Annotated in this window: 25 protein-coding genes, 1 tRNA gene, 1 rRNA gene and 3 pseudogenes; 19 read left to right on the top strand and 11 right to left on the bottom strand. The window is 72.6% G+C overall.

Annotated elements, in window-relative coordinates; all coding sequences use genetic code 11:
- Positions 1-117, bottom strand: a 16S ribosomal RNA gene (locus LWC35_RS35915); the annotation flags it as partial.
- Between the two features lie 501 nt (positions 118-618).
- Positions 619-2,799 carry a bifunctional copper resistance protein CopD/cytochrome c oxidase assembly protein gene (locus LWC35_RS35910; protein WP_232874964.1) on the bottom strand — a complete coding sequence of 727 codons (2,181 nt, stop codon included), beginning with the start codon at positions 2,797-2,799 and terminating at the stop codon, positions 619-621.
- A 62-nt stretch (positions 2,800-2,861) separates the two neighbouring features.
- Between LWC35_RS35910 and LWC35_RS35905 the strand changes: the two genes are divergently transcribed.
- Positions 2,862-3,431 carry a methyltransferase domain-containing protein gene (locus tag LWC35_RS35905; RefSeq protein ID WP_232874963.1) on the top strand — a complete coding sequence of 190 codons (570 nt, stop codon included), beginning with the start codon at positions 2,862-2,864 and terminating at the stop codon, positions 3,429-3,431.
- On the opposite strand, the gene LWC35_RS35900 is transcribed toward LWC35_RS35905, so the two are convergent.
- The gene (locus tag LWC35_RS35900; protein ID WP_232874962.1) at positions 3,428-4,216 is read right to left on the bottom strand and encodes a PP2C family protein-serine/threonine phosphatase; all 789 of its coding nucleotides are present in this window, start codon (positions 4,214-4,216) and stop codon (positions 3,428-3,430) included. The genes LWC35_RS35905 and LWC35_RS35900 overlap by 4 nt on opposite strands.
- A gap of 171 nt (positions 4,217-4,387) precedes the next feature.
- Here LWC35_RS35900 and LWC35_RS35895 point away from each other — a divergent pair.
- Both LWC35_RS35895 and LWC35_RS35890 read left to right on the top strand, forming a co-directional pair.
- Positions 4,388-4,464: transfer RNA gene (locus LWC35_RS35895), tRNA-Arg, on the top strand.
- Positions 4,465-4,876: 412 nt separating this feature from the next.
- Complete coding sequence (locus tag LWC35_RS35890; RefSeq protein WP_232874961.1) at positions 4,877-5,101, top strand: hypothetical protein; 225 nt, start codon at positions 4,877-4,879, stop codon at positions 5,099-5,101.
- 369 nt (positions 5,102-5,470) lie between these two features.
- Here LWC35_RS35890 and LWC35_RS35885 read toward each other — a convergent pair whose 3' ends face one another.
- The gene (locus LWC35_RS35885; RefSeq protein ID WP_232874960.1) at positions 5,471-6,589 is read right to left on the bottom strand and encodes a diacylglycerol/lipid kinase family protein; all 1,119 of its coding nucleotides are present in this window, start codon (positions 6,587-6,589) and stop codon (positions 5,471-5,473) included.
- A gap of 184 nt (positions 6,590-6,773) precedes the next feature.
- The gene (locus tag LWC35_RS35880) at positions 6,774-7,802 is read right to left on the bottom strand and encodes an AI-2E family transporter (RefSeq protein ID WP_232874959.1); all 1,029 of its coding nucleotides are present in this window, start codon (positions 7,800-7,802) and stop codon (positions 6,774-6,776) included.
- 479 nt (positions 7,803-8,281) lie between these two features.
- Between LWC35_RS35880 and LWC35_RS35875 the strand changes: the two genes are divergently transcribed.
- The 6 genes and pseudogenes from LWC35_RS35875 to LWC35_RS35850 all read left to right on the top strand — a co-directional run bounded on the left by LWC35_RS35875 (position 8,282) and on the right by LWC35_RS35850 (position 11,463).
- Positions 8,282-8,968, top strand: a complete 687-nt coding sequence (locus tag LWC35_RS35875; RefSeq protein WP_232874958.1) for a polyhydroxyalkanoate synthase family protein — start codon at positions 8,282-8,284, stop codon at positions 8,966-8,968.
- Positions 8,943-9,332 (top strand): annotated as a pseudogene (locus LWC35_RS40690) (alpha/beta fold hydrolase); the annotation flags it as partial. The gene LWC35_RS35875 and the pseudogene LWC35_RS40690, both read left to right, overlap by 26 nt.
- 256 nt (positions 9,333-9,588) lie before the next feature.
- The gene (locus LWC35_RS35865; RefSeq protein WP_232874957.1) at positions 9,589-9,825 is read left to right on the top strand and encodes an alpha/beta fold hydrolase; all 237 of its coding nucleotides are present in this window, start codon (positions 9,589-9,591) and stop codon (positions 9,823-9,825) included.
- Positions 9,822-10,103, top strand: coding sequence for an acyl-CoA dehydrogenase family protein (locus tag LWC35_RS35860; RefSeq protein WP_232874956.1), 282 nt, complete (start codon positions 9,822-9,824; stop codon positions 10,101-10,103). The genes LWC35_RS35865 and LWC35_RS35860 overlap by 4 nt, the downstream gene beginning before the upstream one ends.
- Positions 10,104-10,256: 153 nt before the next feature.
- On the top strand, positions 10,257-10,688 hold the full coding sequence (locus LWC35_RS35855) for a hypothetical protein (protein ID WP_232874955.1): 432 nt from the start codon (positions 10,257-10,259) through the stop codon (positions 10,686-10,688).
- Between the two features lie 88 nt (positions 10,689-10,776).
- On the top strand, positions 10,777-11,463 hold the full coding sequence (locus tag LWC35_RS35850; RefSeq protein ID WP_232874954.1) for a DUF308 domain-containing protein: 687 nt from the start codon (positions 10,777-10,779) through the stop codon (positions 11,461-11,463).
- An 85-nt stretch (positions 11,464-11,548) separates the two neighbouring features.
- Here LWC35_RS35850 and LWC35_RS35845 read toward each other — a convergent pair whose 3' ends face one another.
- From LWC35_RS35845 to LWC35_RS35835, 3 genes are read right to left on the bottom strand one after another with little or no spacing between them, the layout of a single operon-like run.
- A complete protein-coding gene (locus LWC35_RS35845; RefSeq protein ID WP_232874953.1) occupies positions 11,549-12,097 on the bottom strand; it encodes a DUF2231 domain-containing protein in 549 nt (182 codons plus the stop codon).
- A gap of 24 nt (positions 12,098-12,121) precedes the next feature.
- The gene (locus tag LWC35_RS40685) at positions 12,122-13,384 is read right to left on the bottom strand and encodes a sensor histidine kinase (protein ID WP_232874952.1); all 1,263 of its coding nucleotides are present in this window, start codon (positions 13,382-13,384) and stop codon (positions 12,122-12,124) included.
- A complete protein-coding gene (locus tag LWC35_RS35835) occupies positions 13,381-14,049 on the bottom strand; it encodes a response regulator transcription factor (RefSeq protein WP_308194744.1) in 669 nt (222 codons plus the stop codon). Before LWC35_RS35835 ends, LWC35_RS40685 begins: the two co-directional genes overlap by 4 nt.
- A 471-nt stretch (positions 14,050-14,520) precedes the next feature.
- Here LWC35_RS35835 and LWC35_RS35830 point away from each other — a divergent pair, with 471 nt between their 5' ends.
- Genes LWC35_RS35830 through LWC35_RS35815 form a run of 4 tightly spaced genes read left to right on the top strand, consistent with a single transcriptional unit; the run spans position 14,521 to position 17,463 of the window.
- Entirely contained in the window at positions 14,521-15,471 is a 951-nt protein-coding gene (locus LWC35_RS35830; protein ID WP_232874951.1) for an FAD:protein FMN transferase, read from the top strand.
- Positions 15,471-16,001, top strand: a complete 531-nt coding sequence (locus LWC35_RS35825; protein WP_232874950.1) for a ferric reductase-like transmembrane domain-containing protein — start codon at positions 15,471-15,473, stop codon at positions 15,999-16,001. Before LWC35_RS35830 ends, LWC35_RS35825 begins: the two co-directional genes overlap by 1 nt.
- The gene (locus LWC35_RS35820; protein ID WP_232874949.1) at positions 15,998-17,239 is read left to right on the top strand and encodes an NADH-ubiquinone oxidoreductase-F iron-sulfur binding region domain-containing protein; all 1,242 of its coding nucleotides are present in this window, start codon (positions 15,998-16,000) and stop codon (positions 17,237-17,239) included. Before LWC35_RS35825 ends, LWC35_RS35820 begins: the two co-directional genes overlap by 4 nt.
- Positions 17,236-17,463, top strand: a complete 228-nt coding sequence (locus LWC35_RS35815) for a ferredoxin (protein WP_232874948.1) — start codon at positions 17,236-17,238, stop codon at positions 17,461-17,463. The genes LWC35_RS35820 and LWC35_RS35815 overlap by 4 nt, the downstream gene beginning before the upstream one ends.
- A gap of 107 nt (positions 17,464-17,570) precedes the next feature.
- On the opposite strand, the pseudogene LWC35_RS41175 reads toward LWC35_RS35815, so the two are convergent.
- From LWC35_RS41175 to LWC35_RS39950, 3 genes and pseudogenes are all read right to left on the bottom strand, one after another.
- Positions 17,571-17,852 (bottom strand): annotated as a pseudogene (locus tag LWC35_RS41175) (ATP-binding cassette domain-containing protein); the annotation flags it as partial.
- Between the two features lie 152 nt (positions 17,853-18,004).
- Entirely contained in the window at positions 18,005-18,340 is a 336-nt protein-coding gene (locus tag LWC35_RS39955; RefSeq protein ID WP_308194743.1) for a hypothetical protein, read from the bottom strand.
- A 130-nt stretch (positions 18,341-18,470) separates the two neighbouring features.
- A pseudogene (locus LWC35_RS39950) lies at positions 18,471-19,016 on the bottom strand (LLM class flavin-dependent oxidoreductase); the annotation flags it as partial.
- Positions 19,017-19,427: 411 nt separating this feature from the next.
- Here LWC35_RS39950 and LWC35_RS35800 point away from each other — a divergent pair.
- The 6 genes from LWC35_RS35800 to LWC35_RS40680 form a co-directional block, all read left to right on the top strand.
- Positions 19,428-20,402, top strand: coding sequence for an AraC family transcriptional regulator (locus LWC35_RS35800; RefSeq protein ID WP_232874947.1), 975 nt, complete (start codon positions 19,428-19,430; stop codon positions 20,400-20,402).
- Positions 20,403-20,457: 55 nt separating this feature from the next.
- Positions 20,458-21,606: a CaiB/BaiF CoA transferase family protein gene (locus LWC35_RS35795; protein WP_232874946.1), complete on the top strand. Its 1,149-nt coding sequence runs from the start codon at positions 20,458-20,460 to the stop codon at positions 21,604-21,606.
- Complete coding sequence (locus LWC35_RS35790; protein WP_232874945.1) at positions 21,533-21,784, top strand: CoA transferase; 252 nt, start codon at positions 21,533-21,535, stop codon at positions 21,782-21,784. Before LWC35_RS35795 ends, LWC35_RS35790 begins: the two co-directional genes overlap by 74 nt.
- 14 nt (positions 21,785-21,798) lie before the next feature.
- Positions 21,799-22,716: a hydroxymethylglutaryl-CoA lyase gene (locus LWC35_RS35785; protein WP_232874944.1), complete on the top strand. Its 918-nt coding sequence runs from the start codon at positions 21,799-21,801 to the stop codon at positions 22,714-22,716.
- A 109-nt stretch (positions 22,717-22,825) separates the two neighbouring features.
- Entirely contained in the window at positions 22,826-24,301 is a 1,476-nt protein-coding gene (locus LWC35_RS35780; protein WP_232874943.1) for an aldehyde dehydrogenase, read from the top strand.
- The coding region (locus tag LWC35_RS40680) for a 3,4-dihydroxy-2-butanone-4-phosphate synthase (RefSeq protein ID WP_308194745.1) at positions 24,282-24,591 on the top strand (310 nt) is incomplete at its 3' end. The genes LWC35_RS35780 and LWC35_RS40680, both read left to right, overlap by 20 nt.

The raw sequence follows: 24,591 nt of genomic DNA, 5'->3' as shown, positions 1-24,591 counted from the left end.
CCACGTGTTACTCACCCGTTCGCCGCTCGTGTACCCCGAAGGGCCTTACCGCTCGACTTGCATGTGTTAAGCACGCCGCCAGCGTTCGTCCTGAGCCAGGATCAAACTCTCCAACAAAAACTGGCTCCAACTACAGGCTCGCCCCCGACGGGGTCGGAAAAACGAGCCCAAAAAAGAACTGGCACAAACCACCAGTCCCGACATTCTCGCTCGACACACTGTTGAGTTCTCAAAAGACACCCGCACACCACCAGGAACCCTCGCGGGAACCATCCGGGGCGTTGTCGCTTCTGTCGAGAGCCTACCAGATCCATCCGGATCGGAGGCAACTCTCATATGTTACGTCGTCCGTACCGCCGAGGCAAGCCCTAACTTCCGTCCGACGCGCCCCTGCCACGCTACCCGAAGGTATCGCTTCCGCGGAGGCTGCCCCCTACCGGCGAGCTCGACCCGGCCCGGAGAACCGGCCCGATCCGTCTTTCCGCTCGCCGCGGCGACGAAGAGAAAGTTACACCAGGGCTACCGGGGGTGGTCAAATCGGCCCCCCGGTTTACCCTCTGACCTGCGGAAACGTCCGAGCGGCCCGAATCTGGGCCCGGTGCGGTGCGCGACGAACGGTCAGTCCGCCGGAGTGCCGCCCCGTCGCCCCTCACCTGCACCGATACCCGACGCACTCGCCGACTCGCGCTCGTCGGACGGCCCTTCCGGACGTCGTTCGTCGCGCGAGGCCTCGCCCCCACGGTCGGCAGAAATTTCTTCGGACGCGCCCGACGGCCCCCCACCGCGGGCCAAGCGGCGCAACATCTCGTTGTAGGACTTGAGCTCCGCATCTCCGTCCGCGTCGGCGCGGCGATCATCGCGCCGCGCCGACCGCTCATCGTGGCGAGACCACTGGATGAGCAACGCGATGATCACCAGCAGCAGCGGGAACTCCCCCGAGGCCCAGGCGAGCCCGCCCCCGAGCTTCTGGTCCACGAGGGGGTCGGTGACCCACGGCAGGGCCAGCGAGCGGTAGAACGGCTCGCCGATCACGGTGTCCGCGCCCATCAACGCCACGCCGAAGAACGCGTGGAAGGGCACCGAGAGGAACACGACCGCGAGCCGGACGACGGGCGGCAGGCGTCGTGGCGAGGGGTCGACCCCGATCACCGGCCAGAAGAAGATCAGGCCGGCCAGCAGGAAGTGCAGGTTCATGGCGACGTGCGCCCAGTGCTCGCTGAGCGCCCACCCGAAGAGGTCCGAGAAGTAGAGCGCGTAGTAGGAGCCGACGAACACCGGCAGCGAGAACAACGGGTGCGTCACGAACCGCGCCACCGGCGAGTGCACGGCGGCGAGCAGCCACTCCCGCGGTCCCGGCGGGTTTCCCCGACCCGCGACCGGGAGTGCCCGCAACATCAGCGTCACCGGCGCCCCCAGCACGAGCAGGATCGGGGTGAGCATCGTGAGCATCATGTGCATGCCCATGTGCACGCTGAACATCGCCGGCGCGTACTTCCCGATTCCCGAGCTCGTCGCGATCAGGAGCACCGCACAGCCGCAGAGCCACGCCGCCGTTCGCCCGGGCTTCCACGCGTCGCCCCGGAGACGGAGGCGTCGGACACCCAGCAGGTAGAGGACGGCCATCAGCACCGCGGCCGTGCCGAAGATCAGGTCGAAGCGCCAGTCGAAGGCGAGGCGCACCAGGGTGGGCGGACCGTCGAGGTCGTAGCCGAGCACCACCTCGGTCCGCGAGGGTGGGGCGGCGTCCGAGGCGGGCGGTGCGCTGCGGCCCAACGCCACGGCGAGCCCGACCGTGGCCAGCATCAACAGCACCTCGACCCCACCGAGCCGCAGGAGCGCGCCGCGTTCCCCGCGCCCCGCCGCGTCGACGGTGTGTCTGCGGTGCAGGAGACCCAGCCCACCCAGCGCGAGCAGCGCCAGGGTCTTCCCCAGCAGCAGTGCCCCGTAGGTCGAGCCGATCAGGTCGGTCGGCGACACCCGGACGAGGGCGTTGAGTACCCCGGTGACCGCGAGCACCACCCAGCACCAGAACGCGACCCGCGAGAACCGGCGCACCGCGACGCCGAGCGTCACGCTGTCGTCGTCCGCCCGGGCCGCCGCGAGGGACAGCACCGCCACGAGTCCACCGACCCAGAGCGAGGCGGCCAGGACGTGCAGCACGAGGCTGTTCGTCGCGACGTCGTGCGACCCGCCCGCCGCGGAGTGCCCGGTGAGGGCGACCGGCAGCGGGCCGAGCAGGGCGAGGCCGAAGGCCACCACCGTCCATCCCCAGGAGAGGACCAGGCGGCAGGCGACCAGCAGCAGCAGGGCGACGATCGCGGTCAGCAACCACGACATCGCGTCCGAGAGCTTGGGGATCACCGAGACGAGGAGCTCGGGATCGAGCACGTCGACCACCGGTCTGCCCAGGGCGTCCGCCGCGCTGAGCGGGACGAGCAACAAGGCCGAGACGGCCCACCCGGCGGCGGCGTAGGAGGCCGCCCGCACCCCGCGGTACCCCGCGACGTCCAGGTAGCCGCTCCGTTGTGGCGCCACGAAGAACGCCGCGAGGAGCAGGAACCCGATCGCGAGCACGGCGCACACCTCGGCGGCCGCGCGGACCGCCGGGAGGCCGATCGTGGTCAGTGTGCCCGGATCGGGCAGCCCGAGGTTCTCGACGGGCCGTGATCCGGTGAGGGCCGTGAGGCCTGCCGCGACGAGGATCGCCACGGCGATGCCGAGCCCCACCAGGCCGCCGACGCCCGAGGGTGGCCGGCGGGCCGACGTCGTCGGGGTGGGGTCGGCGGTCGTCTGCGCCATGCGACCAGGCTATGCCCGCACCGCGACGGTTTCCGTCGTACCCCGCTGCCAGACTCCCCCGCGTGACGCACATCCCGGGACTGGCCGCGTGGGTCGGCGCTGCCGTGCCCACCACGGAGCACACGGTGTCGATCACCCCGTGCACGCCGGCCACCGTCACGGTCACAGGGGCACGGGCCTCCCCCGAGGCCCTCCCTCTCGAGGACGACGTGGCCGACTGCGTGGTGCTCGACCGGGTCCTGCCCGCGCTCGAGCGGCCCGACGCGCTGCTGGCGGAGGTCCGCCGGGTCCTGCGGCCGGCGGGCAGCATGGTCGCGGTCGTGCCGGCACCGGGCCGCTCGCTCGGCGCGCTGCGGCGCGGTGTGCGACGAGGGTTGCTCGGCAAGGGCTGGGCGTGCCCGGCCGCCGTCGATCACCCGGGGTGGCTGCTCGCCGCCGCGGACTTCGCCGTCCTCGGGGACGTGCGCGCGACGTTCGAGGCGCCGGCCGAGGTCGAATCTCTCGTGTCCTGCGGTGCATGGCCGGAGCCGGACGCGTCGCGTCGGGAGGCCGTGGAGCGCCGCGTCGCGCGGCTCGCGGCCGCCGGACGCACCGTGCCCGTCGGGTTCCGACGGCTGGTGGGGCGCCGTTAGCGCAGGTCCGCGGCCGCTCCGACGAGCCTGACCCCCTGCGCCCGTACCTCAGCCGCGTCGACGACGTCGGCCACGATGCACGTGATGTTGTCCGGCCCGCCACCCTCGTTGGCCAGCGTGATCAGCTGCTCGACGACGACCTCGGGGCCGGTCGGCGCCGCCATCAGGTCCTCGATCGCCTTGTCCGGCAGCACCGCCGTCGCCCCGTCCGAACAGAGGAGGTACCGGTCCCCCGGCTCGGGCTCGAGGAACTCGAGGTCCGCCTCGACCGGGTGCTCGGTGCTCAGCGCGCGCATGAGGACGGAGCGGCGCGGATGGACGAGCGCCTCCTCGGGCGTGATCTGTCCCTCGTCGACCAGCTGCTGGACCATCGTGTGGTCGTGCGTCAGCTGGCGCAGCTCCCCGGCGCGGCAGCGGTAGATCCGCGAGTCCCCGACGTGGGCCAGGCCGAGGCGGGACCCGTCGAACAGCAGGGCGACGACCGTCGTCCCCATCCCCTGCGTCTCCGGCTCCTTGCGGGCGTGCTCGGCCAGCCGCTCCGACGCCTCGTCGACGGCGCGGGCGAGCTCGCCGAGCACGTCCACCTCCGAGAGGTCCTGGGGCAGACGCTCGTCCAGCTCCACCATCGCCGCCACCGTGAGCGCACTCGCGAGCTCGCCGTGCGCGTGGCCGCCCATGCCGTCGGCGACGACCAGCAGGCGGTCCCCGGCCGCGCCGGAGTCCTCGTTCGCGGTGCGCCGGCGGCCGACGTCCGAGCCGATCGCGGAGCGCAGTCCCAGTGCCATGTGCCCAGTATGGATCTCGCACCGTGGGAGCGTGAGGGCGGACACCGCGAAACGGACGGGTGACGTCGGGGAACGGGCCGTTCTCGGCCCCACATCGCACGGTCGGGCGGCGCCGGGAGCCCTCACGACAGGGAGCCGTTACCCTCGTCGGCGGTGACCCCCGGGTCCCACGCCCTCGTAGCTCAGCTGGACAGAGCAAGAGCCTTCTAATCTCTGGGTCGCAGGTTCGAATCCTGCCGGGGGCACCAGGTCAGAGGAGATGCACCTCTGGCCGAGAACGACAAGTGGGGCGAGTGGTGGGGCGCGTATCGCTACCGTCGCCCCGTGGCAGCTGCTCGGAGGCCCCGCCGTCGGCGCGGTGAGATCGAGCGACTCAGCAACGGCTCCCACCGCGTGCGGGTCCATGTAGCGATGTGCTCGAGGTGGAGGACACCACGCGCGACGGCTACGAGCGCATGGCCCGCCTCTCCATCCGCCCACTGCTCGGCAAGATCCAGATCAGCCGGATCGACGGCGAGGTCCTCGACAGCTCCGCCGCTGCCGGACCCGCTGCACACGGCGCCGCCGCCAGATCGACCACCGAGTCTCCGGCAAACACGACTGCGATCACCGCTGCATCCCGCACACCGGCAAGCCGCTCGCGCCTCCTACCTCCGCCAGATGCACGTGCTCCTCGACGGCACCTTCGCCCGCGCCGTGAAGTGGCGCCGGATGGGCGTCAATCCCGTCTCCCAGGCCGAGGCACCCTCACAGCCGGCGCCGGACCCACAGCCCCCAACGCCAGAGCAGCCCGCGCGCATCGTCGGGGAAGCGTTCAAGGACCCGGACTGGGGCATGCTCGTCTGTGGCCGTGCCGCCGCCGCTTGGGGGCCCGTCGCGAGCTGACGACCTACCGGACCCGGATGATGAACCGGCTCCGTGCCTCGCTCCTCAGCGGAGACGATTCGGACCGAGCCCTCGCACGGGGCCCAATGAGCCCACCGCGGCCGGCCACGATCTCCCGCCGCCGCGGAGGCCGGGGCGAGTCCCGCGAGCAGGCGGCGCACCCCGCCGAGGCACGTCGTCTGGCGCTCGTGATCCGCGACGCCGGCGTCGAGCTCAAGGGCAGCTTCCGGTCTCTGCCTGCTCGGCGTCCGCCGGGCTGGCCTACTTCCTCGCACCAAGCGGCAGAACCGCCGGTTAGATAACGGCACCCCGCCCCGGCGCTGCGTCGCCGCGGACAACTGCCGCGAATTGCCTCTCACCCGGAGAGGCTCACGTCTTACGGTCAAGGCCGGCCGTAAGGCCTGCCGCCGGGTACCTCAACCCGCGCACGGTCGAGCGTGCGCGCAGCTCGCGGGCGGCGGGCGAGAGCCCACTCGCGTGTCTCGGCAGACGGATGTGCAGCGCTGCCGGCCTGCTGGTGAAACGCAGGGGCGGGGCGATCTGCAGCGCCTCCCCGTCGATACCGGCGTTGATCAGAGCGTCGGAGGTCACCTCGAAGGTCGACGGTGTCCAGGCGACGTACCCGGGGAAGTGCTCCGGGCGACCGGCCGCGACGGCGGCGAGGAACGTCTTGTCGGCGGGATCGTCGGGCAGTTCGAGGGCGATCACTCCGAGGTGACCGCTGTCGAGACGGGGTCGGCTGAGGAAGGTGCCGATCGTGCGTCCGTAGGGGTTGTTGGAGACCTGGACGACGTGTGCGCCGGTGTGCTGCTCCCCCGCCGGGCCGGTGAAGCGCAGGTCGAAGGGTGGCCTTCCCGGCCCCAGGAGGCCGGGAAGGGTGTTCAGGGTGGTCTCGAGCTTGGCGTCGCGGTACTCCGGCAGGCGGACGATCTCGGCGTACAGGCCGAGGGAGACGTTGTTGACGAACGGCTTCCCGTTCACGTCCCCGAGATCGATCGGGTGTTCCACCGCGGCGCCGAACGCGTCGAGCGCGCCGACCACGTCGTCGCGGTCGAGGCCCAGATCCATCGCCAGGTGGTTCCGCGTGCCGGCCGGGACGACCACCATCGCCAGGCCGTGCCGGGCGGCCACGTCCGCGAGCAGCGCCTGGGAGCCGTCGCCGCCGGCCATGCCGAGCACGTCGGCCCCACCGGCCACCGCGGCCTCGGCCAACGCGACCAGGTCCTGGCCTGGTTCGAGCACGACCGGCTCGATGCCGCGGGCCCGGCACTCTCGCTGCAGGCCGAAGCGCTCCGCCTTCCCGGCGCCGCTGCGTGGGTTCATCAGCAGGACGGGGCGGTCGGCGGCCGGGACGGGCCGGCCCGCCGGGGGCTGCGCGCGGCGAAGGGCGCGGACGCCGACGACTGCGCCCGTGCCCAGGACGAGGGTGAGGCCGCCGAGGACCAGCCGAGCTTTCCGGTGGCTCCGGGCCGGTCTCGCCGCGGTCACCGCGACGGCTCCGGCCGGGCGGCGTCCCCGCGCCAGGGTCCCGGCGCTTCTGCTCCGTCCCTGGGTCGCTCCCAGAGCATCGTCATGTCGTTCCGCCTCCCTGTGCCGGGCTTCACCTCTGGCCGCCGGCCGCCGCTGGCCGCGGTCGAGGTCGGCTCCGGGCCGCCGGCGAAGTCTCGCCGGGTCAGGCCTCGTCGAGTCGCGGGAGCACCACTTCGCGGACGACGAGTTGTATGCCGGCCGCGACGGGGATGGCGACCAGTGCCCCGACGATGCCGAGCAGGGCTCCGCCGAGCAGCACCGCGACGAGGGTCGCCACCGGAGACATCCGCACGGCCCGGCTGAAGACCTTCGGGGACAGGACGTAGTCCTCGAAGAGCCGGTAGACGACGAAGTAGCCGGCGGTGGCCACGGCCACCGGCCAGGAGACGGTCCACGCACCCAGGCACACGACGACTCCGGCGAGGGTCGAGCCGATGGTGGGGATCAGGTCCAGGAAGCCGACCAGCGCGGCCAACAACAGGGCATAGGGCACGTGGAAGATCAGCAACCAGATGTAGGTCAGGACCGTCGCCACGAGCGAGGTCAGCAGGTTGCCCAGGACGTACCCACTGACCCTCGTGGCGATCTCGTCCCCCAACTGGGCGACGCGAGCCCGTCGTGATCTCGGGATCAGCTGATGGAACGCGCTGCGGATCTTGGGCAGCGAGCCGAGGAAGTACACCGTCAGCACCACGACCACGCCGGTCGAGACCACGGCGTCGACCACCACGGCTCCGGCGCCGAACACCCCGCTCACGAGACCGCTGCCGCCGCCGGCGAGCGCCTGCTCCACGCTCTGCTGCAGGTGGAACCGCTCGTTCAGGCCGCCGAGGAAGGAGCTGCGATCGTTCAACATCCTCACGTAGAGGGGGACGGCGGCCCTGAACGCCGCGACCTGTGCGATCAGCGGCGGGATCGCCGCCGCGATCAACCCGCCGACGAGGGCGGCGATGCCCGCACACACCGCCGCGACGGCGGCCCAGCGCGCCAGCCCGCGGCGGACCAGCGAGGCCACCGCCGGTTCGAGCCCCACGGCGAAGAACAACGCCAGTCCGATCAGCACCAGCATGTTCCGGGCCGTGAAGACAAGCGCGGCCAGTCCGGCGGTGAGCCCCACGCCTGCCGCGCCGACCATGCCGATCCGGAAGGGCGACCGGGAAGTCCTTGTCACGGCCGACGGCGTCGTGGTCCGTGCGGTCTCGGACGCATCCGAAGGCGCTTCCAGCGGCGCTAGCGCCGCCGGGGAGGCCATCTGGTCACCCGCCAGGTGTTCATCGACGTTCATCGCTGCGTCCTGCCGCGATGCCGTGCTGGCTCAGCGTGACGGGTGCGGTGGTTCGACGCTGCATGGCCGAGACGCCCGCGACGCCACCGCGCGGGCTCCACGTCACGTCCAGGTTGTGCCCGGCGCGCCTTCCGCAGGCCACCTCGCAGTAAGCGTGCCCGGAAACCCTCGGCGCACTCATGGGCTCACGGTGGCCCCGCCCCTGCTCGCCCGACCAAGGCCGAAGGGCCCGGCGTCCGCGGGCCGGTTCGCCCCGGTCTGCTGCACCAGGCACCGCCTGCCGCAGGCGGTCGCGGTTCCTGTCGGAGCGGGCGTCCGAGGGCGACCAGAGCCTCGACGAGCTCACCGCGACCCGAGGAGCGACCGTGCTGGGCTTCTGCTCCGGCGGCACGCTGCAGTCGATGGCGCTCGCCGCCCTGCAGCACCGCGGCGAGCTGGCCGACAAGGTGGCCGGGTTCGCCCTGGCGGTGTGCGTACTCGATCAGGCGCGGGCCGGGGTCACGGGCGCGTTCCTCGACGCGGACACCGCTGAGGCTGCGACCGCGGTGTCTGCGAGGCGGGGGAACGCCGAAACCACCCGCATGACCGCCGCCCTGCACCGCGACCTCCTCGACCTCGGCCTGCGCAACGCGCTGGTGCAGCCCGGGGAGGCGCACATGCTCGGCGCACCGGTCGACCTGTCGGCGATCACGATCGACGGCTACGTCGTCGGCGGGGTCGCCGACCACATCTCCCCGTGGCAGGCCTGCTACCGCAGCACCCAGCTGTTCGGCGGCCGCATGCGCTTCGTGCTGTCCACCAGCGGTCACATCGCCGCCATGGTCAACCCGCCCACCAATCCGAAGGCGTCGTATCAGGTCTCTGCCGATCTCCACGCCGAGCCGACCGCCTGGCAGGAGGCAACGCCATCCACCCAGGGATCCTGGTGGCCCGACTATCTCGCCTGGCTGTCCGAGCGCAGCGGGCCGGACCGGGACGCACCCGACGCGCTCGGCGGGGCAGGGCTGACGCCACTGGACCCGGCTCCTGGGGTCTACGTCCTCGACCGATGAACGCCGACGAAGCCCGGGCCACCCGCCTGGTCGACGGGCAGCTGCTCCGCATCCACATCCGACCGGGAGCCCCCGCCCGCACACCGCTGCTGCTCGTCAACGGCATCGGCGCGGGCCTCGAAGCCCTCGACCCGCTGGTCGACGCGCTCGACCCGCACCGCCCGGTGATCCGCTTCGAACCCCGGGCGCCGGCGGTTCACCCGTCCCGTCCCGGCCCTACCGCCTGCCCGGTCTGGCCCGCACCATGGTCGCGCTGCTCGACGTCCTCGGCCACGAGCGGGTCGACGTCCTCGGCATCTCCTGGGGCGGCGGGGTGGCGCAACAGTTCGCCCGCACCGCCCGGGCCCGCTGCCGAAGGCTCGTCGTGGTCGCACCGGCACGGGAACGCTCATGGTGCCGGCCGCCCGCCGCGTCCTCGCCCGGATGGCGACCCCGCGGCGTCACACCGACCCCGACTTCCTGCGGCGCGTCGCCCCCGAGATCTACGGCGGAACCGCCCGCGACGACCCGACCACCGCCGCCCGCCTCCTGCACCCCACAACCGCACCGACTCGCGCCGGGGGTACGCCCTCCAACTGCTGGCCGCCGCGGGATGGACCAGCCTCCCCTACCTGCCGCTGTTGCGGCAGCCGACCCTCGTCCTCACCGGCGACGACGACCCCGTGATCCCGACGATCAACGGGCGGCTGCTCGCCGCGCTCATCCCGCGCGCCCGACTACACGTCTACCCAGGTGGCCACCTCGAACTGATCGCCCGGCCCGAACGCCTCGTCCCGCTGATCGAGCAGTTCCTCAGCAGCACATCCCCCACGTCCCACATCGACCCGAAGATCGACCCGAAGGAGGACACCCGGTGACCGACGACCTGCAGGAAGGCATCGGCGACGCCCTGTCCACCGACTACTTCCCGACCGACACCCTCGCCGGGCTGGCGAAGCTGCACAACACGTCCAAGGCCCGCGCCGTCCTCGCCGAGGCCCCCGACCTCCTGGGCGGCATCGGCATCCTGCTCGACTTCCACGTCATGCGGCACATGGCCGACGTCGAAGCCGTCCACACCTTCGAAGGCACCGAAACCATGCAGGCCCTCATCGTCGGCCGCGATCTCACCGGAATCAGCGCCTTCACCCACTGACGTCCACCGGCCCGGGCCGAACAGCCCTGCAACAGAGATGGGCAGAAGGCTCGCAAGATCCGGATCCTTCGGCCATCGGGTGCATCAACGGAACACGCTTCGCTCGCACCGAGAACACCGAGAACACCGAGAAAGGCACATCAGGAGGAAGGGATGGACTACTCCGCGCAGTTCGACGCCCTGCAGAGGACCGTCACCGAGGCGAAGGCGGCGGCGGAGGCCGCCGCGACGGAGTCCCGCGATCAAATCCGGCAGCGGATCGACCAGGCGCAGGTCGATGTCGACCTCGGCGTCCAGGACGCCGAGCAGCACGCCGACGCGACGGACACCGGTGCACGCAGCAAATGGGCCCAGATGAAGGCCGACGCCGCCGCCAAGAGGGACGACATCAAGGCCAAGATCGACGCACGCAACGCCCAGTTCGATGCGGACATCGCCGCCGGCGACGCGGTTATGGCGGAACAGGCGGCATACGACGCCCTCGACTACGCGGGATGGGCCGTCGACAACGCGCGTCTGGCCGTACTGGACGCCATCGACGCCCGCTCCTACGCCGACGAACGCGCCAAGGCCACCAGCGGCTGAGCCCCGCCGCCTCCTGGTTCCAGCACAGCGGCCCCGGACTCAGCCGGACGGGGGCCGCCCCCTCCGACACACGAGAAGGAAGCACATCATGTACACCGACACCCCGCAGCTACCCGGCATCGCCGGGCGCCTGATCAAACGCGAGGCAGCCCGCTGGTGGTGGGCCCCCCTCGTGGCCGGGATCATCTGGTTCGTCGTCGCCTGGCTGGTGCTACGCGCCAATATCACCTCCCTGGCCACCGTCGGCGTTCTCGTCGGGGTGGTCCTCCTCCTCGCCGGGATCACCGAGGGAGCCCTGGGCGGCATCATGATCGGCGGCTGGAAGGTGCTGCACTACGCACTCGCCGTGCTGTTCCTCGTGGGCGCGCTGTGGTCGTTCATCCGGCCCATCAACACCTTCTTCGCCCTGGCCTCGATGCTGGGCCTGCTGCTGTTCCTGCAAGGCGTCTTCTACCTCGCCCGCAGCCTCGCGCTGCGCGACGAGAGCCCCTACTGGTGGCTCGGGCTGGTCTCCGGAGGGCTCCTCGTGCTGCTCGCCCTGTGGGTCTCCACCTCCGACCGCACGTGGGACCTCGCCGGCCGGACGGTCTTCATCCTGCTCTGGGTGGGGTTCATGGCCATCTTCCGAGGCATCTCGGACCTCGTCCTGGCCTTCGAGCTGCGCAGGCTAGGCAAGGCGCGCCCGGACGAGCTCGGGTCGGCGGGTGACGGAGCGCCGCAGGCCGTACCCGCCGAAGAACCCCGAGCACATGGAGGGCTGAAGGCGAATTCGTAACCCCGCTCGTAGAGCGGTGGCCCGTGAACCGTGAAGTGGCTCGTACGGCGGACCCGACGGCGGAGCTCTACGTCCGGGGCGAGGGTCAGTCGTCCCGATGACCGGCGGGCCGGGGTTGGGGTGCGTAGTGGACGTCGCCCCAGGCGGCGCGAGCGCCGCTGTCGCCGATCCGGACCACCTGCACCGCGGAGACGGCGGCCAGCGCGACGGTCAGGACGGCGAGGACGACGATCGCCGGCCGGATCCAGCGGCGCGAGCTCCGCGGCGCCACCACCGTCCCCGGGCCGTCGGCACGCTCCGCCGGCCTGCCACGGAGACGTTCGACCAGCACGAGGCCGAGCACCACCACGAACAGCGGGGCGACGAAGACCAGGAGCTGGTCACCGAGCTCGGCGTGAGCGGCGATGGCCGGGGTTCGGGGCAGGTTGTGCTCGAGCCCCTCTCCCGTGCTGGTCGCAAGCGGGACGGAGACGGCTGCGAGACCCGCCAGGACGACCACCGGCCACCCCCAGCGGCGGCGGGCCGTCGACCAGAGAGCCACCACGAGCGCACCGAGGACGGCCGCAGGGACCAGGACGACGACCGCGTGCACGACGAGCGGGTGCAGCGGCAGGCCGGTCAGGAACGTGGGCACGGCGTCGATGGTGGCGTCGGATTCTCAGAGGTTCTTTGGAGTGGTGTCCGCACGGGCCGGGACCGCCGGAAGCACGAGCCGGAAACGGGTGCCGGGGCCGTCGGCGACGAGCTCGACAGCGCCGTGATGAGCGGCGGCGATCTCGGCGACGAGTGCCAGCCCGAGCCCGTAGCGGCGACGTCCCGGGCCGGTGGGGCGGGCGCCGGTGGCGAACCGCTCGAACAGCCGGGGGGCGACGGCGGGATCGACCCCGTCGCCGTCGTCGGTCACCTCGAGCACGGCGTGCCCGTCCGCGGGCCTGGCCTCGACGACCACGGCGCTGTGGGCGTGCCGCACGGCGTTGTCCACCAGCGCGGTGAGGGCCCTGGTCAGCGCCGCCCGGGAGCCGACGACCGGGACCGGGTCGGGGGCCTCGGTCCGCACGGTCACGTCGTGCACGGAGGCGTCGGCACCGACGGATCCGCTGATGTCGCGGGCGAGCTCGGCGAGGTCGACCAGTTCGGTCGGGCGCTCGCCGAGGGGGTCGGCAGCCAGGAGGAGGTCCTCGAGGATCGCGGTGAGCCGCCGGGAGTCGGCGACGACGCCTGCGGCCTCGCCGAGCAGCTGCGGATCGGCGCCGTCGCGGCGCAGGTGGCGGTGCAGCATCTGTGCCCGGGTACCGAGGAGCGTGAGCGGGGTGCGCAGCTCGTGCCCGGCGTCGGCGACGAAGCGGTGCTGCAGGGACAGGGCCGCTGACAGAGGGGCGAGGGCGCGGTGCCCGAGCCAGGTGCCGGCGGCCCCGGCGACCACCAGCCCGACGACACCGGTGGCGAGCATCATCCGCAGCAGCCGGTTTCGCTCGGCGTGGTTGGCGGTGAGGTCGAGGATCGCCTGGACGGTCACCCCGTCGTCGCGCCGGGCGGTGGCGATCTCGTACTGGACGTCGCGGACGTTGCGTTCCACCGCGGGCGGACGGCCCCCGACGGCGGCCGCGGCGAGGGCCAGGTCGTCGGCGACACCGGGCGGCAGGCCGGGGGTCTGCGTGACGCGACCCGCGGTGTCCCGGATCAGGAGGTGGACCCCGGAAGGCGGGTCGTCGACGTCGTCGGCGCGGCCGATGGCGCTGTCGAGTACGGCGGTGACCTGGGCGCGCTGCGCGCCGATCACGACGACGACGGCGACCGCGGTCAGCACGACCACGATCAGTGCGACCAGGGCGGCCGCCTGAGCGCCGAGCCGAACGGCGGCCCGCCGCGCCAGCACCGCCTCCCCCGGCGCCCGCGCGGCCGGTCCGGCGCGAACGGTCACGGTGCGCCGAGCCGATACCCGCGGCCCCGGACCGTCTCCACCGCCGACCGACCGAGCTTGCGCCGCAGGTAGTGCACGTACGTGTCGACCACGACCGGGTTCTCCGCCTCGGGGAAGGCCAGGGCGAGCAGGTCGTCGCGGGAGAACACCTGCCGTGGCCGGCCCGCGAGGGTGGCGAGCAGGCCGCACTCCCGCTCGGACAGCGCGACCGGTCCGGACTCGGTGATCACCTCACGGGTGTCGAGGTCCAACCGTGCGGCTCCGAGGGGAAGCATCCGGGCCGCGTCGAGATGGCGACGGCGCAGCGCCCGGAGCCGGGCGAGGAGCTCGTCGACGTCGAACGGCTTGGCCAGGTAGTCCTCGGCACCGGCGTCCAGGCCCGCGACCCGGTCGGCGGGGTTGCCCAAGGCGGAGAGCACCAGGACCGGCACCGTGATCCCGCTGCGGCGCAAGCGGCCGAGCAGGTCCAGCCCCTCGACGGCGGGCAGCCCACGATCGAGGATCGCGACGTCGTAGCCACGGGTCAGGCCGTAGTGCAGGCCGGTGTGCCCGTCAGCGGCCACGTCGACCGCGTAGCCCTCCTCGGCCAGCAAACCGGCCAGCATGCCGGCCAGGTCCGCCTCGTCCTCGACGAGCAGCACCCGCGGCGTTCCGACGTCCGTCACGGACGCCATCATGCCCCGCCCGCGCTCCCAAGGATCTCCAAGAAATCCGGCGTTGGCTGGCCCCATGGACTCCTCTGCTCCCGGTCCTGATCGCGCCGGCCGGCGCGCCGCCCGCGATCGCGGGCTGCGTCGGGCCGCGATCGCCACCGGGTGGACGGCGATGGGCGGGATCGCGGCCACCGCGGTGGCCGCCGCCGTGCTCGCGCAGGCCCCGGCTGCCGCCGACACCGCCTCCCCCGCGTCCGACAGCACGTCCCAGGGCTCCGACACCGACGCGGCCCCGGCCCCGGCGCCGGCGCCCACGGTGTCGGCACCGTCCACCCGGCCCACGCCGCCGCCGTCCGCGTCCGGCGGGGGCGGGAGGTCCGGCGGGACCGGCAGCGGTGGGCCGGGGCACCTCCTCCGACCTCCGGCGGCGCCTCCCTCCGCGGCCCCACGGACCTCCCACTCGCACGTCACCTCCGGGGCGTCGTGAGCGGGCCGGTGATCGTCGCCCCCACGGCGGCGGAGTCGTTCCCTGCCATCGGGACGACGGCGACGGTCGTCGTCACCGACCGCGCCGCCTTGGGCGAGGCCGTCGCGCTGCTGCGTGCGGATCTCGCGTCGCTGGACCTCACCTGCTCCCGCTTCCGCCCGGACTCCGAGATCAGGCGGGCCGAGCGCGCGGCCGGTGGCACCGTGGAGGTCGGCGAGCTCCTCGCCGTCCACCTCGACGCGGCGCTGCGTGCCGCCGTTGCCACCGACGGTCTCGTCGACCCGACCGTCGGGATCTCGCTCGATTCCCTCGGCTACGACCGCGACCTCGCCGACGTGCGCGACTCGGACGACCCGGTCCGTCCCACCCCCGCCCCGGGCTGGCGACGGCTGGGCTGGCAACCGGAGGCGCGCCTCCTCACGGTGCCCCCGGATGTCCGGCTCGACCTGGGTTCTACGGCGAAGGCCCTCGCCGCCGACGACGCGGCGGCGAGGATCGCGGAACACACCGGTGCCGGAGTGCTGGTCAGCCTGGGTGGCGACCTGGCCGTCGCCGGTCCTGCACCCGTCGAAGGCTGGCAGGTCAGGATCACCGACGATCACGGCGCTCCGGGGCCCGGCCCCATCGTGACGGTGCGCTCCGGTGGGCTGGCCACCTCGGGGACCGCGCGACGGCGTTGGCGGCGCGGGCAGCTGGCGTGCCACCACGTGGTCGATCCGCGGACGGGCCTGCCGACGGCCGGGCCGTGGCGGACGGTCAGCGTGGCGGCGGCATCCTCTCTCGCCGCCAACACGGCCGCCACGGCAGCCCTGGTCCGAGGGCCGGACGCCACCGACTGGCTGGCCGCCGCCGGGTTGCCGGCCCGTCTGGTCACGGCGGCCGGCCGGGTCCACACCGTCGGCGGGTGGCCCGCCGAGGTCGGGCCGACCATCGCGGGTGCCGTCTGATGTGGACCTGGTACGCCAGCCGGGCGGCGGGCCTGGTGTCGCTGGTGCTGCTCACCGTGACGGTACTTCTCGGTATCGCCGGGACCACCGGGGCGGCGACGGCGCGGTGGCCCCGCTTCGCGGTCGCCCGGCTGCACCGCAACCTGTCGCTGCTGGGGCCGGCCTTCGTCGCGCTGCACGTGCTGACCGCCGTGCTCGACGGGTACGTCCCGATCCGCTGGCTCGACGTCGTCGTGCCCTTCGGCTCGGCGTACGGGCCGTTCTGGCTCGGCCTCGGTGCGGTCGCGCTCGACCTGCTGCTCGCCGTGATCACGACCAGCCTGCTCCGGGCCCGGCTGGGCCTGCGCGCCTGGCGTGCCGTCCACCTGAGCGCCTACGCCTGCTGGCCCCTCGCCGTGCTCCACGGGTGGGGCATCGGCGGGGCCGACTCCACCACGGTCTGGGTCCTGGCACTGACGCTTAGCTGCGTCGTCGCCGTCCTTGCGGGTTTGTTGTGGCGCGCCCGCAGCTGGAGCGGGGTCGCGCGATGACCGCCATCGCCTTCCGGCCGCGGCTGCTCGCCGGCTGGGCCACGGACGCGAGTCGCGACGACCTGGCCGCCCACCTCGCGAGACACGGGCCGCTCCCCCGCCTCACCCCCGACGCGTTGATCGCCCGGGTCGACGCCGCAGGGCTGCGCGGGCGAGGCGGCGGTGGGTTCCCCACCGCCGCGAAGCTGCGCGCAGTCGCGGCCGGGCGCAGACGGCGACCGGTCGTGGTCGCGAACGGGTGCGAGGGCGAGCCCGCCTCGCACAAGGACGCGGCACTGCTGGACTGCGCCCCGCACCTGGTCCTCGACGGGATCGCCCTGGTCGCGCACGCGCTCGGCGCCACCACCGCGATCCTCGCCGTCCACGTCGGAGCCGCCGACCGGGTGCGCGAAGAGGTAGCCGCTCGGCGCGACCGGGTGCCGGTCCGTGTCGAGGAGGTGCCGGGCCGCTACGTGGCGAGCGAGGAGACCGCCGTGGTCCAGTACCTCTCGGGCGGCCCTGCGCTGCCGACCACCAGTCCACCCCGGCCCGGCGAACGCGGGATACGCGGCGCCCCGACGCTGGTCGACAACGTCGAGACACTCGCTCAGCTGGCGCTCATCGCGCGGTACGGGCCGGCGTGGTTCCGCGAGACCGGCACCCCCGACCTGCCCGGCACGCTCCTGGTCACCACCGGCGGCGCCGTGCAGGCGCCCGGGGTGGTCGAGGTTCCCGCCGGGACGCCGGTGCGCGCCGTGCTGGATCTCGCCGGCGGCCCCACGGAGCTGGTCCAGGCCGTGCTCAGCGGCGGGTACGGCGGGGCGTGGCTCGGCGCCCCCGCGATCGACACCGCGCTCAGCCACACAGCGCTGCGCGAGGCGGGCTCCGTCCTGGGGGTGCCGACGCTGCTCGCCCTTCCGGCCCGGGCCTGCGGCCTCACCCAGACCGCGCACCTGGTCCGCTACCTGTCCGGCGAGTCGGCCGGGCAGTGCGGCCCGTGCCGCTTCGGCCTGCCCGCCGTGGCCGACGACCTCACCGCGATCGCCTGTGCCACCCGTGACGCCCCGGCGGCCGCCGACCGGCTCGCCCGCCGGCTCGGTCTCGTCACCGCTCGCGGTGCCTGCGCCCTGCCCGACGGCGCTGCTCGTCTCACCCGCAGCGCCCTGCACGTCTTCGCCGCCGACCTGCGCGACCACCTTCGGGGCCGGCCGTGCGGCGGCGCCGCCGCGGCCCCGCTGTTCCCGGTGGTGCACGGATGACCCGGCGCCTGCGGGTCGACCCCATCGCCTGCGCCGGTCACGGTCTGTGCGCAGACCTGCTGCCCGACCACATCGACCTCGACGAGTGGGGATACCCCATCCTCGACGACGGCCGGAGGACCGCCCCCCTCGACCCGGACGAGATCCGCGCCGCCCGTGCCGCGATCGCCGCCTGCCCGACCCTGGCCCTACGCCTCGACCTGGAGTCGGGCGGCCGGGTCTGAGAAACCGCCGGTCCCTGCGGGGCACTCGGGCCAACCCCACGAGGAGGCGTGGTGAACAACGCCGTCCGCAAGGTCGTCTGCGTGGGGGCGAAGCCGTCCGCGTCCGCGACCCGGGCCGCCGTCCGGACCGATTCGTCGTCGGCGACCGGGCACCCCCACCGGATGTTCTCGGCGATCGAGGCGTCGACGATGTACGGGTCCTGCAGCGCGGCGCTGACCCGTCTGCGCAGGCGACCCTCAGGGATGCCGCGCAGGTCCTCGCCGTCGAGCGACACCGTTCCCCGCTGCGGGTCCAGCAGCCGCAGCAGGATCTTGACCAGCGTCGACTTCCCCGCGCCGCTCTGTCCCGTGACCGTCACGAAGGCGCCGGGCGGCACGGTCGGCGCCACATCGGCAAGAGCCGGGGGAGTCACTGCCTTCGTCGCCGACCCGACCGCCGTGCGCCCTCCAAGATCAGGGACCACGGACCCGACCTCGACCTTCTCGTGCTCGCTCCGATGCAGAGGCTAGGTGCCGAACCTCGGGCACCAAGGTGCCTTCGTCAGTGACGCAGGCCGTGCTTGCGCATCAGGGGCATGACCTCGTCGCCGAACTCCTTGAGCTCCTTGGCGTAGTCGTGAAAGCCGAAGATCGCGCCGCCCATTCCCGCGTCGGACAGCTCGGCGAACTGCTCCGCGACCTGCTCGGGGGTGCCGACGAGGTTCGGGCCGCCCCAGCCGGCGATGAAGCGCTCCTGGTACTTCTCGATCTGGCTGCCGAACGAGCCGGACTGGATGCCGAGCACGTCCATGACGTTCTTCGCCCCGGCCCAGTCGCCGTTGTCGATGATCGCCTGCTGGGCGGCCTTGGCCTCCTTCTCGGTCTCGCGGCAGACCACGAGGCAGTAGGTCCAGACGTCGATGTCGCGCTGGTACTCGTCGTTGGCCCAGTCGCTTGATGCCGGTGATGTAGTCCGGCGCGTCCTCGGTGGGCAGCGCGATCAGGTTGATGTCGACGTTGCGGGCGGAGAACTCCTGCCCGCGCGGCGAGGCACCGGCGTTGAGCAGTGCAGGTCGCGGGTCTTGGATCGGCTTGGGGTAGGCGTGGGCGCCTTTCGACCGGAAGAACTTGCCGTCGTAGTCGAACGACTCCTTCTCGTTCCACAGCTGCATCGCGAACTCGAGCCAGTCCTGGCCGTACTCGTAGCGCTCGTCGTGCTCCAGCTGCTTGCCCCCGAACAGCTCCATCTCCGGGGTGAACCAGCCCATGACCAGGTTCATCCCGAAGCGGCCGTTCGAGATGTGGTCGATGGTCGTCGCCATCTTCGACGCGACGATCGGGTGCACGGTCGGGACGTGTGTGGTGGTGAAGATGCCGATGTTCTCGGTGGCCTGCGCGAGACCGGCCGCCCAGGTGTAGGTCTCGTAGCAGACGCCGTTGAAGTTGGTCTCGCCACCGAACCCGGTCCAGCGCCCGACCGGGACGAAAACCTCCATCCCGAGCTGGTCGGCAGTTCGCGCGATGTCGAGCTGCTGGTCCCAGGTGACGCGGAATCCCGTCGGCTCGTGGCTCATGACCACCCCACCACTGCAGTTGGCGGCGAAGATCCCGAGCTTGAGCTTCTGGTCGTTGAAGACCGGGTTCTCCTTGACCGACTTGTCGTGGCCGAGGAGGCCGTCGGCCTCGTGCATGGGGTAGGTCACAGCAGTCCTCCGTCGTCGATGATCCGGGATTGCGGGCCGGGCGTGACGTGGCGCACCGGCCGATCGCTGTGCTCAGGAAGGTAGGGATCCGCCGAGAACCAGAACTATCCGCGCGCCGACCTGCGCTGTCCGGAAAGCGACTCGACAGGGTCCGGACCGCCCCGAGGGAGGCTCCGCCATGCGGATGCGCCCAAGCCGGACGCGTCGCTCCGCGGATAGCGGGCGACGTCCGGGCCTCCTACCGTCGGAGCCCGCCGAACGAAACGGTCACCGGGGGTGAGGATGCGATCGGGGACGACCGAGCCCCTGGCCAGGTTCACGGTCTTACGCACCGATGACCCCGACGCGGCTGAACGGATCGTGTCCCGGGCCTACGTGCCACACCGTCTTCGCGCGAGCGGCCGGCTCGACGCGCGCCTGAATCTGACCAGCTCGCCGCGCTTGGCCTTCGGCTACCTGACCTATGGCGGCGAGGCCGAGCTCGTCGTGCCCCCGATGGTCGACTGCTACCACCTCAACCTGACCGTGGAGGGCCGCACGCTCGTCCGCCAGGGAGGTGCACGAGTGCTCACCTGCGCCGGGGCGGGTGGGGTGCTGTTGTCGCCGCAGCGGGAGTCCACCCTGGAGTGGTCGGCAGATGCCCGGCAGTTCGCGGTGAAGATCCCCGTTGTGTCGCTGCAGGCCCAGTTGTCGAGCCTGCTGCATGAACCGGTCGCACCCCCGCAGTTCGGGCTGCGCGTGGACCTGGCCTCGGACATCGGCCGAGGCCTGCTCGGGGCGGCATCGTTTCTCGCCGGTCAGTTCGACACGGGCGAGGTCGCCGAACTCGTCCGTGATCAGCTCGAGTCGTACCTGTTGACTCAGGTCCTGATGGCCACCGAGCACGCGGACTCGGCACGGCTGCGCGGCGGCGGGGCCACCGGCCGGCTCTCCTTGGAGGAGGCCGTGGACTACATCGAGGCCTATCCGGAGAGGACGCTCGGCATCGCCGAACTCGCCGCCGTGGCCGGCGCCCCGGCGACCGCGCTGCAGGCCGCTTTCGAAGCGGATCTCGGCATGACCGCCGAGCAGTACGTGCGCGAGGTGCGTCTGACCCGTGCGCACGCCGAACTCGGGCAGGGACGGCCCGGCGATTCGGTCGGGTCGATCGCTCGTCGCTGGGGGTTCGGCAGCGCGAGGCGCTTTCGCGTCGTGTACCGCGCCCGCTACGGACACAACCCCGGTGTCACCCGAACGAGAATGGCGCCCCGCGGATAGTCGGTGTCCGCTCGCGGATAGTCCGTGGCTGGGCCCCCTTCGTAGCGTCGCGGGCGTGTCCGCCACCGACCTGTCCACCGACGCCCCGGGTACCGGCGAGGCCGCCGGGCCGTTCCTCCGAACATCTGCCTCGGACGGCGATGTACCCACCCGGTGGGTCACTGAGCCGGCCGGTGCCCTTCAGGGGGTCCGCGTGCTCGAACTCGGCACGCTGATCGCCGGCCCCTTCTGCGGCAGGTTGCTCGCCGACCACGGCGCCGACGTGATCAAGATCGAGGCGCCGGACCGACCCGACCCGCTGCGCGTGTGGGGCCAGGCCGAGCAGGACGGCCACCACTTCTTCTGGACCGTGCACGCCCGCAACAAGCGGTGCATCACGCTCGACCTGCGCCGCGACGAGGGCCGCGAGCTCTTCCTGCGCCTGGTCGACACCGCGGACGTCGTGGTGGAGAGCTTCCGCCCCGGCACCCTCGAGCGGTGGGGGCTGGGCTACGACACGCTCTCGGCCCGCAACCCCGGTCTGATCTTGGCCCGGGTGTCCGGATACGGCCAGACCGGCCCGCATGCCCAGCGTCCCGGGTACGCGTCGGTCGCCGAGGCGGTCGGCGGGATGCGCCATCTCAACGGCTTCCCCGGCGGCCCGCCGCCGCGTGCGGCACTGTCGATCGGCGACTCCCTCGGCGGGATGTTCGCCATGCAGGGCGTGCTGACCGCCCTCTACGCACGCACCCTGCCCGGCGGCCCGCAGCAGGGCCGCGGCCAGGTCGTCGACGTCGCCCTGTCCGAAGCCTGCCTCGCAATGCTGGAGTCGGTCATCCCCGACTACTCGGCCACCGGCCACGTCCGGGGCCCGTCCGGTACCCGACTGGACAAGCTCGCGCCGTCGAACCTCTACCGCTGCGCCGACGACCGGTGGCTGATCATCGCCGCCAACCAGGACACCGTGTTCGCCCGGCTCTGTGCAGCGATGGGCCGCGACGACCTGGTGTCCGACCCGCGGTTCGCCACGCACGTCGCCCGGGGCGAACACCAGGACGAGATCGACGCCATCGTCGCCGACTGGGCCGCCCGCTTCGACGCCCGACACCTGCACGAAGGTTCTCGAGGAGGCCGGCGTCGTCGTCGGCCCCGTGGACACCGTCGCCGAAGTCGTGGAGAACCCGCAGTTCCGGGCCAGGAACATGCTCGTGCCGCACCGCGATGAGGCCGTGGACCGCGACATCCTGGGCCCCGGCGTGATGCCGGTGCTCGACGGCACCCCGGGGTCCGTGCGGTGGGCCGGCCCGCCCCGACCCGGCAGCCACAACGTCGACGTCTACACCGGCCTGCTCGGCCTCAGCGGCCACCAGGTCGCGGCCCTGTCCGACGCCGGTGTGATCTGAAGGAGGCATCACCTGTGTTCACTCTGCCGGAGTCGGTGGATCTGCGTGAGGTCGGCATGCGGGACGGCCTGCAACTGGAGGCCCCGATCCCGCTGGAGGCGAAGCTGGAGATCCTCGACGCCGTCGCCGCCACGGGCGTGCGACGAGTCGAGGTGACCTCATTCGTATCACCCGCTGCCGTACCCGCCCTGGCCGATGCCGAGCAGGTCGCTGCCGAGCTGAGGCGCTGGCCCGATCTGTACTTCTCGGCTCTCGTCGCCGGCCGCGCGGGCGCCCGTCGTGCGGTCGCGGCCGGGGTGGCGAATCTCGAGTACGTCATCTCGGCCTCCGACGGGCACAGCCTGGCCAACGCCCGCCGCACCGGCGACGAGGCCGTCGCGGCCGTCGGCGAGATCGCGGCCCTCGCCCACGACGCCGGCGGCCGGCTCGAGGCGATCATCGCCGTCGCGTGGGATTGTCCGTTCGACGGTCGCACGCCCGTGGAACGCACCGTCGAGATCGCCCGCCGCGCCGTCGATCTCGGCGCCGACCAGCTGTGCCTCGGCGACACCATCGGCACCACGGTGCCCGGCCGGGTCATCGAGCTGCTCGACGCGGTCCGAGAGACCGTTCCCGGGGTCGAGGTCGGCGTGCACTTCCACAACACCCGCGGCTCCGGCATCGCCTGCGTGCTCGCGGCGATCCAGGCCGGCGTCACCCAGGTCGACGCCGCGGTCGGCGGGCTCGGCGGCTGTCCGTTCGCGCCCGGGGCCAGCGGCAACATCGCCACCGAAGAGGTCGTGTACCTGCTCGAGGAGTCCGGGGTGCGCACCGGACTCGACCTCGAGAGGGTCCTCGACGCCGCCGCGGTGGTCGAGCGTGCCGTCGGGCACGCACTGTCCAGCAACCTCTACCGGGCCGGCGGCCCGAACCACCCGCGCGGCCGCCACTGAGGAGTCGCCCGGCGGACATCGCCGGGTCCGGAGCGGATAGTCCGCCGCCCGGGCCCGCTCCTAGCGTCGGACACCAGCACGACAACGCACTGTCGAGGAGGACGGACCCATGGCTGATCTCGAGCGGTTCAAGTTGGTGATCGGCGGCAAGCCCGTCGACGCGCTCTCGGGTGCGACGTTCGAGTCGCAGAACCCCTACACCGGCCAGCCGTGGGCGGTGCTGGCCGACGGCAGCCCCGAGGACGTCGACGCCGCCGTGACGGCCGCCCGGGCGGCGCTGGACGGCGATTGGGGTGCCACGACCGGGTTCGTGCGCGCGCAGCTCCTGCGTCGGGTCGGCGACCTGATCGCGGCGAACGCGGAGCGGCTGGCCCGGCTGGAGGTCAGCGACTCCGGGAAGCTCTACCGCGAGATGATCGGCCAGATGACCGGGCTGAGTTCCTGGTACCACTACTACGCCGGGATCGCCGACAAGCTCGAGGGCCGCCAGATCCCCTCGCCCAACCCCAACTACCTCGTCTACACCCGCAAGGAGCCCATCGGGGTCGTCGCGGCGATCACGCCGTGGAACTCCCCGCTGCTGCTGCTGACCTGGAAGCTCGCCCCCGCGCTGGCGGCCGGCTGCACGATGGTGATCAAGCCGTCCGAACACGCACCGGCCTCGACCGTGGCGCTGGCCGAGCTGTTCGACGAGGCCGGTTTCCCGCCGGGGGTCGTCAACGTCGTCACCAGCCAGTCCCCGCAGGTCGGCGCTGCGCTGGCCGGCCACCCGGGGGTGAACAAGGTCGCGTTCACCGGGGCCACCTCGACCGGCCGCCACGTCGCCCGCGCCGCGGCCGAGAACCTCAACCCGGTGACCCTCGAGCTCGGCGGCAAGTCCCCGCAGATCGTGTTCCCCGACGCCGACCTCGCCGCGGCCGCCAACGGCGTGATCTCCGGCGTCTTCGCCGCCACGGGCCAGACCTGCATGGCCGGTTCCCGGCTGATCGTGCACGAGTCCGTGCACGACGAGCTCGTGCGGCTGGTCGCCGAGCGCGCCTCCACGATCAGGCTCGGCGACCCCTTGGACGCCGCGACCGAGATGGGACCGGTCGCCAACGCCCCGCAGTACGCCAAGGTGCTGCACTACCTCAAGACCGCACAGGACGAGGGCGCCACCGTGGCCTACGGCGGTGCCGCCGACGAGGGGCTCGGCGGCCTGTTCGTCAAGCCCACCGTGCTCACCGGGGTCGGCCCCGAGTCGACGATCGTGCGCGAGGAGGTCTTCGGGCCGGTCGTGGCCGCCTACACCTTCACCGACGAGGACGAGGCGATCACCCTGGCCAACGACACCCCCTTCGGGCTGGCCGGGGCCGTGTGGACCAAGGATGTCCACCGCGCGCACCGGGTCGCCGCGAAGGTCCGGGCAGGCACGGTGTGGATCAACGCGTACCGCGTCGTCGCCCCCGGCGTCCCCTTCGGCGGCTACGGCCTGTCCGGCATCGGCCGGGAGAACGGCGTCGACGCCGTCGAGGCCTACACGGAGAACAAGTCCGTCTGGGTCGAGCTCACCGGCGGCACCCGCGATCCCTTCACCCTCGGCTGACCGTTCCACGAGCCCGGCACATCCTGGAGCTGACGATGAAGCCCTCCGCCGCATCCGCACCGCAGCCCGCGCCCCTCCCCGGCACGCGGGCCGTCCAGCGGGCCGTGGCCGCGCTGGCCGCCGGCCGGATGGTGGTCGTGACCGACGACGCCGACCGCGAGGACGGGCCGGGCACACCGAGGCCGCCGTCGACCTGCTCCGCCTGGCCGGCCAGGAGCTGATCGGCGTGATCGGCGAGATCGTCGACGACGACGGCACCATGGCCCGCGGCGAGCGGCTGCACGCCTTCG

The organism is Pseudonocardia kujensis (assembly GCF_021283305.1).
Classification (GTDB): Bacteria; Actinomycetota; Actinomycetes; order Mycobacteriales; family Pseudonocardiaceae; genus Pseudonocardia; species Pseudonocardia kujensis.
This window is presented reverse-complemented; position numbering and strand designations above follow the sequence as displayed.

Excerpts from the sequence above, each read along its gene's own strand:
- LWC35_RS35855 (WP_232874955.1), top strand. The coding sequence starts at position 10,257 with ATGGACTACTCCGCGCAGTTCGACGCCCTGCAGAGGACCGTCACCGAG.
- LWC35_RS35900 (WP_232874962.1), bottom strand. The coding sequence starts at position 4,216 with ATGGCACTGGGACTGCGCTCCGCGATCGGCTCGGACGTCGGCCGCCGG.
- LWC35_RS35890 (WP_232874961.1), top strand. The coding sequence starts at position 4,877 with ATGCACGTGCTCCTCGACGGCACCTTCGCCCGCGCCGTGAAGTGGCGC.
- LWC35_RS35910 (WP_232874964.1), bottom strand. The coding sequence starts at position 2,799 with ATGGCGCAGACGACCGCCGACCCCACCCCGACGACGTCGGCCCGCCGG.
- LWC35_RS35815 (WP_232874948.1), top strand. The coding sequence starts at position 17,236 with ATGACCCGGCGCCTGCGGGTCGACCCCATCGCCTGCGCCGGTCACGGT.
- LWC35_RS35825 (WP_232874950.1), top strand. The coding sequence starts at position 15,471 with ATGTGGACCTGGTACGCCAGCCGGGCGGCGGGCCTGGTGTCGCTGGTG.
- LWC35_RS35820 (WP_232874949.1), top strand. The coding sequence starts at position 15,998 with ATGACCGCCATCGCCTTCCGGCCGCGGCTGCTCGCCGGCTGGGCCACG.
- LWC35_RS35850 (WP_232874954.1), top strand. The coding sequence starts at position 10,777 with ATGTACACCGACACCCCGCAGCTACCCGGCATCGCCGGGCGCCTGATC.
- LWC35_RS35780 (WP_232874943.1), top strand. The coding sequence starts at position 22,826 with ATGGCTGATCTCGAGCGGTTCAAGTTGGTGATCGGCGGCAAGCCCGTC.
- LWC35_RS35800 (WP_232874947.1), top strand. The coding sequence starts at position 19,428 with ATGCGATCGGGGACGACCGAGCCCCTGGCCAGGTTCACGGTCTTACGC.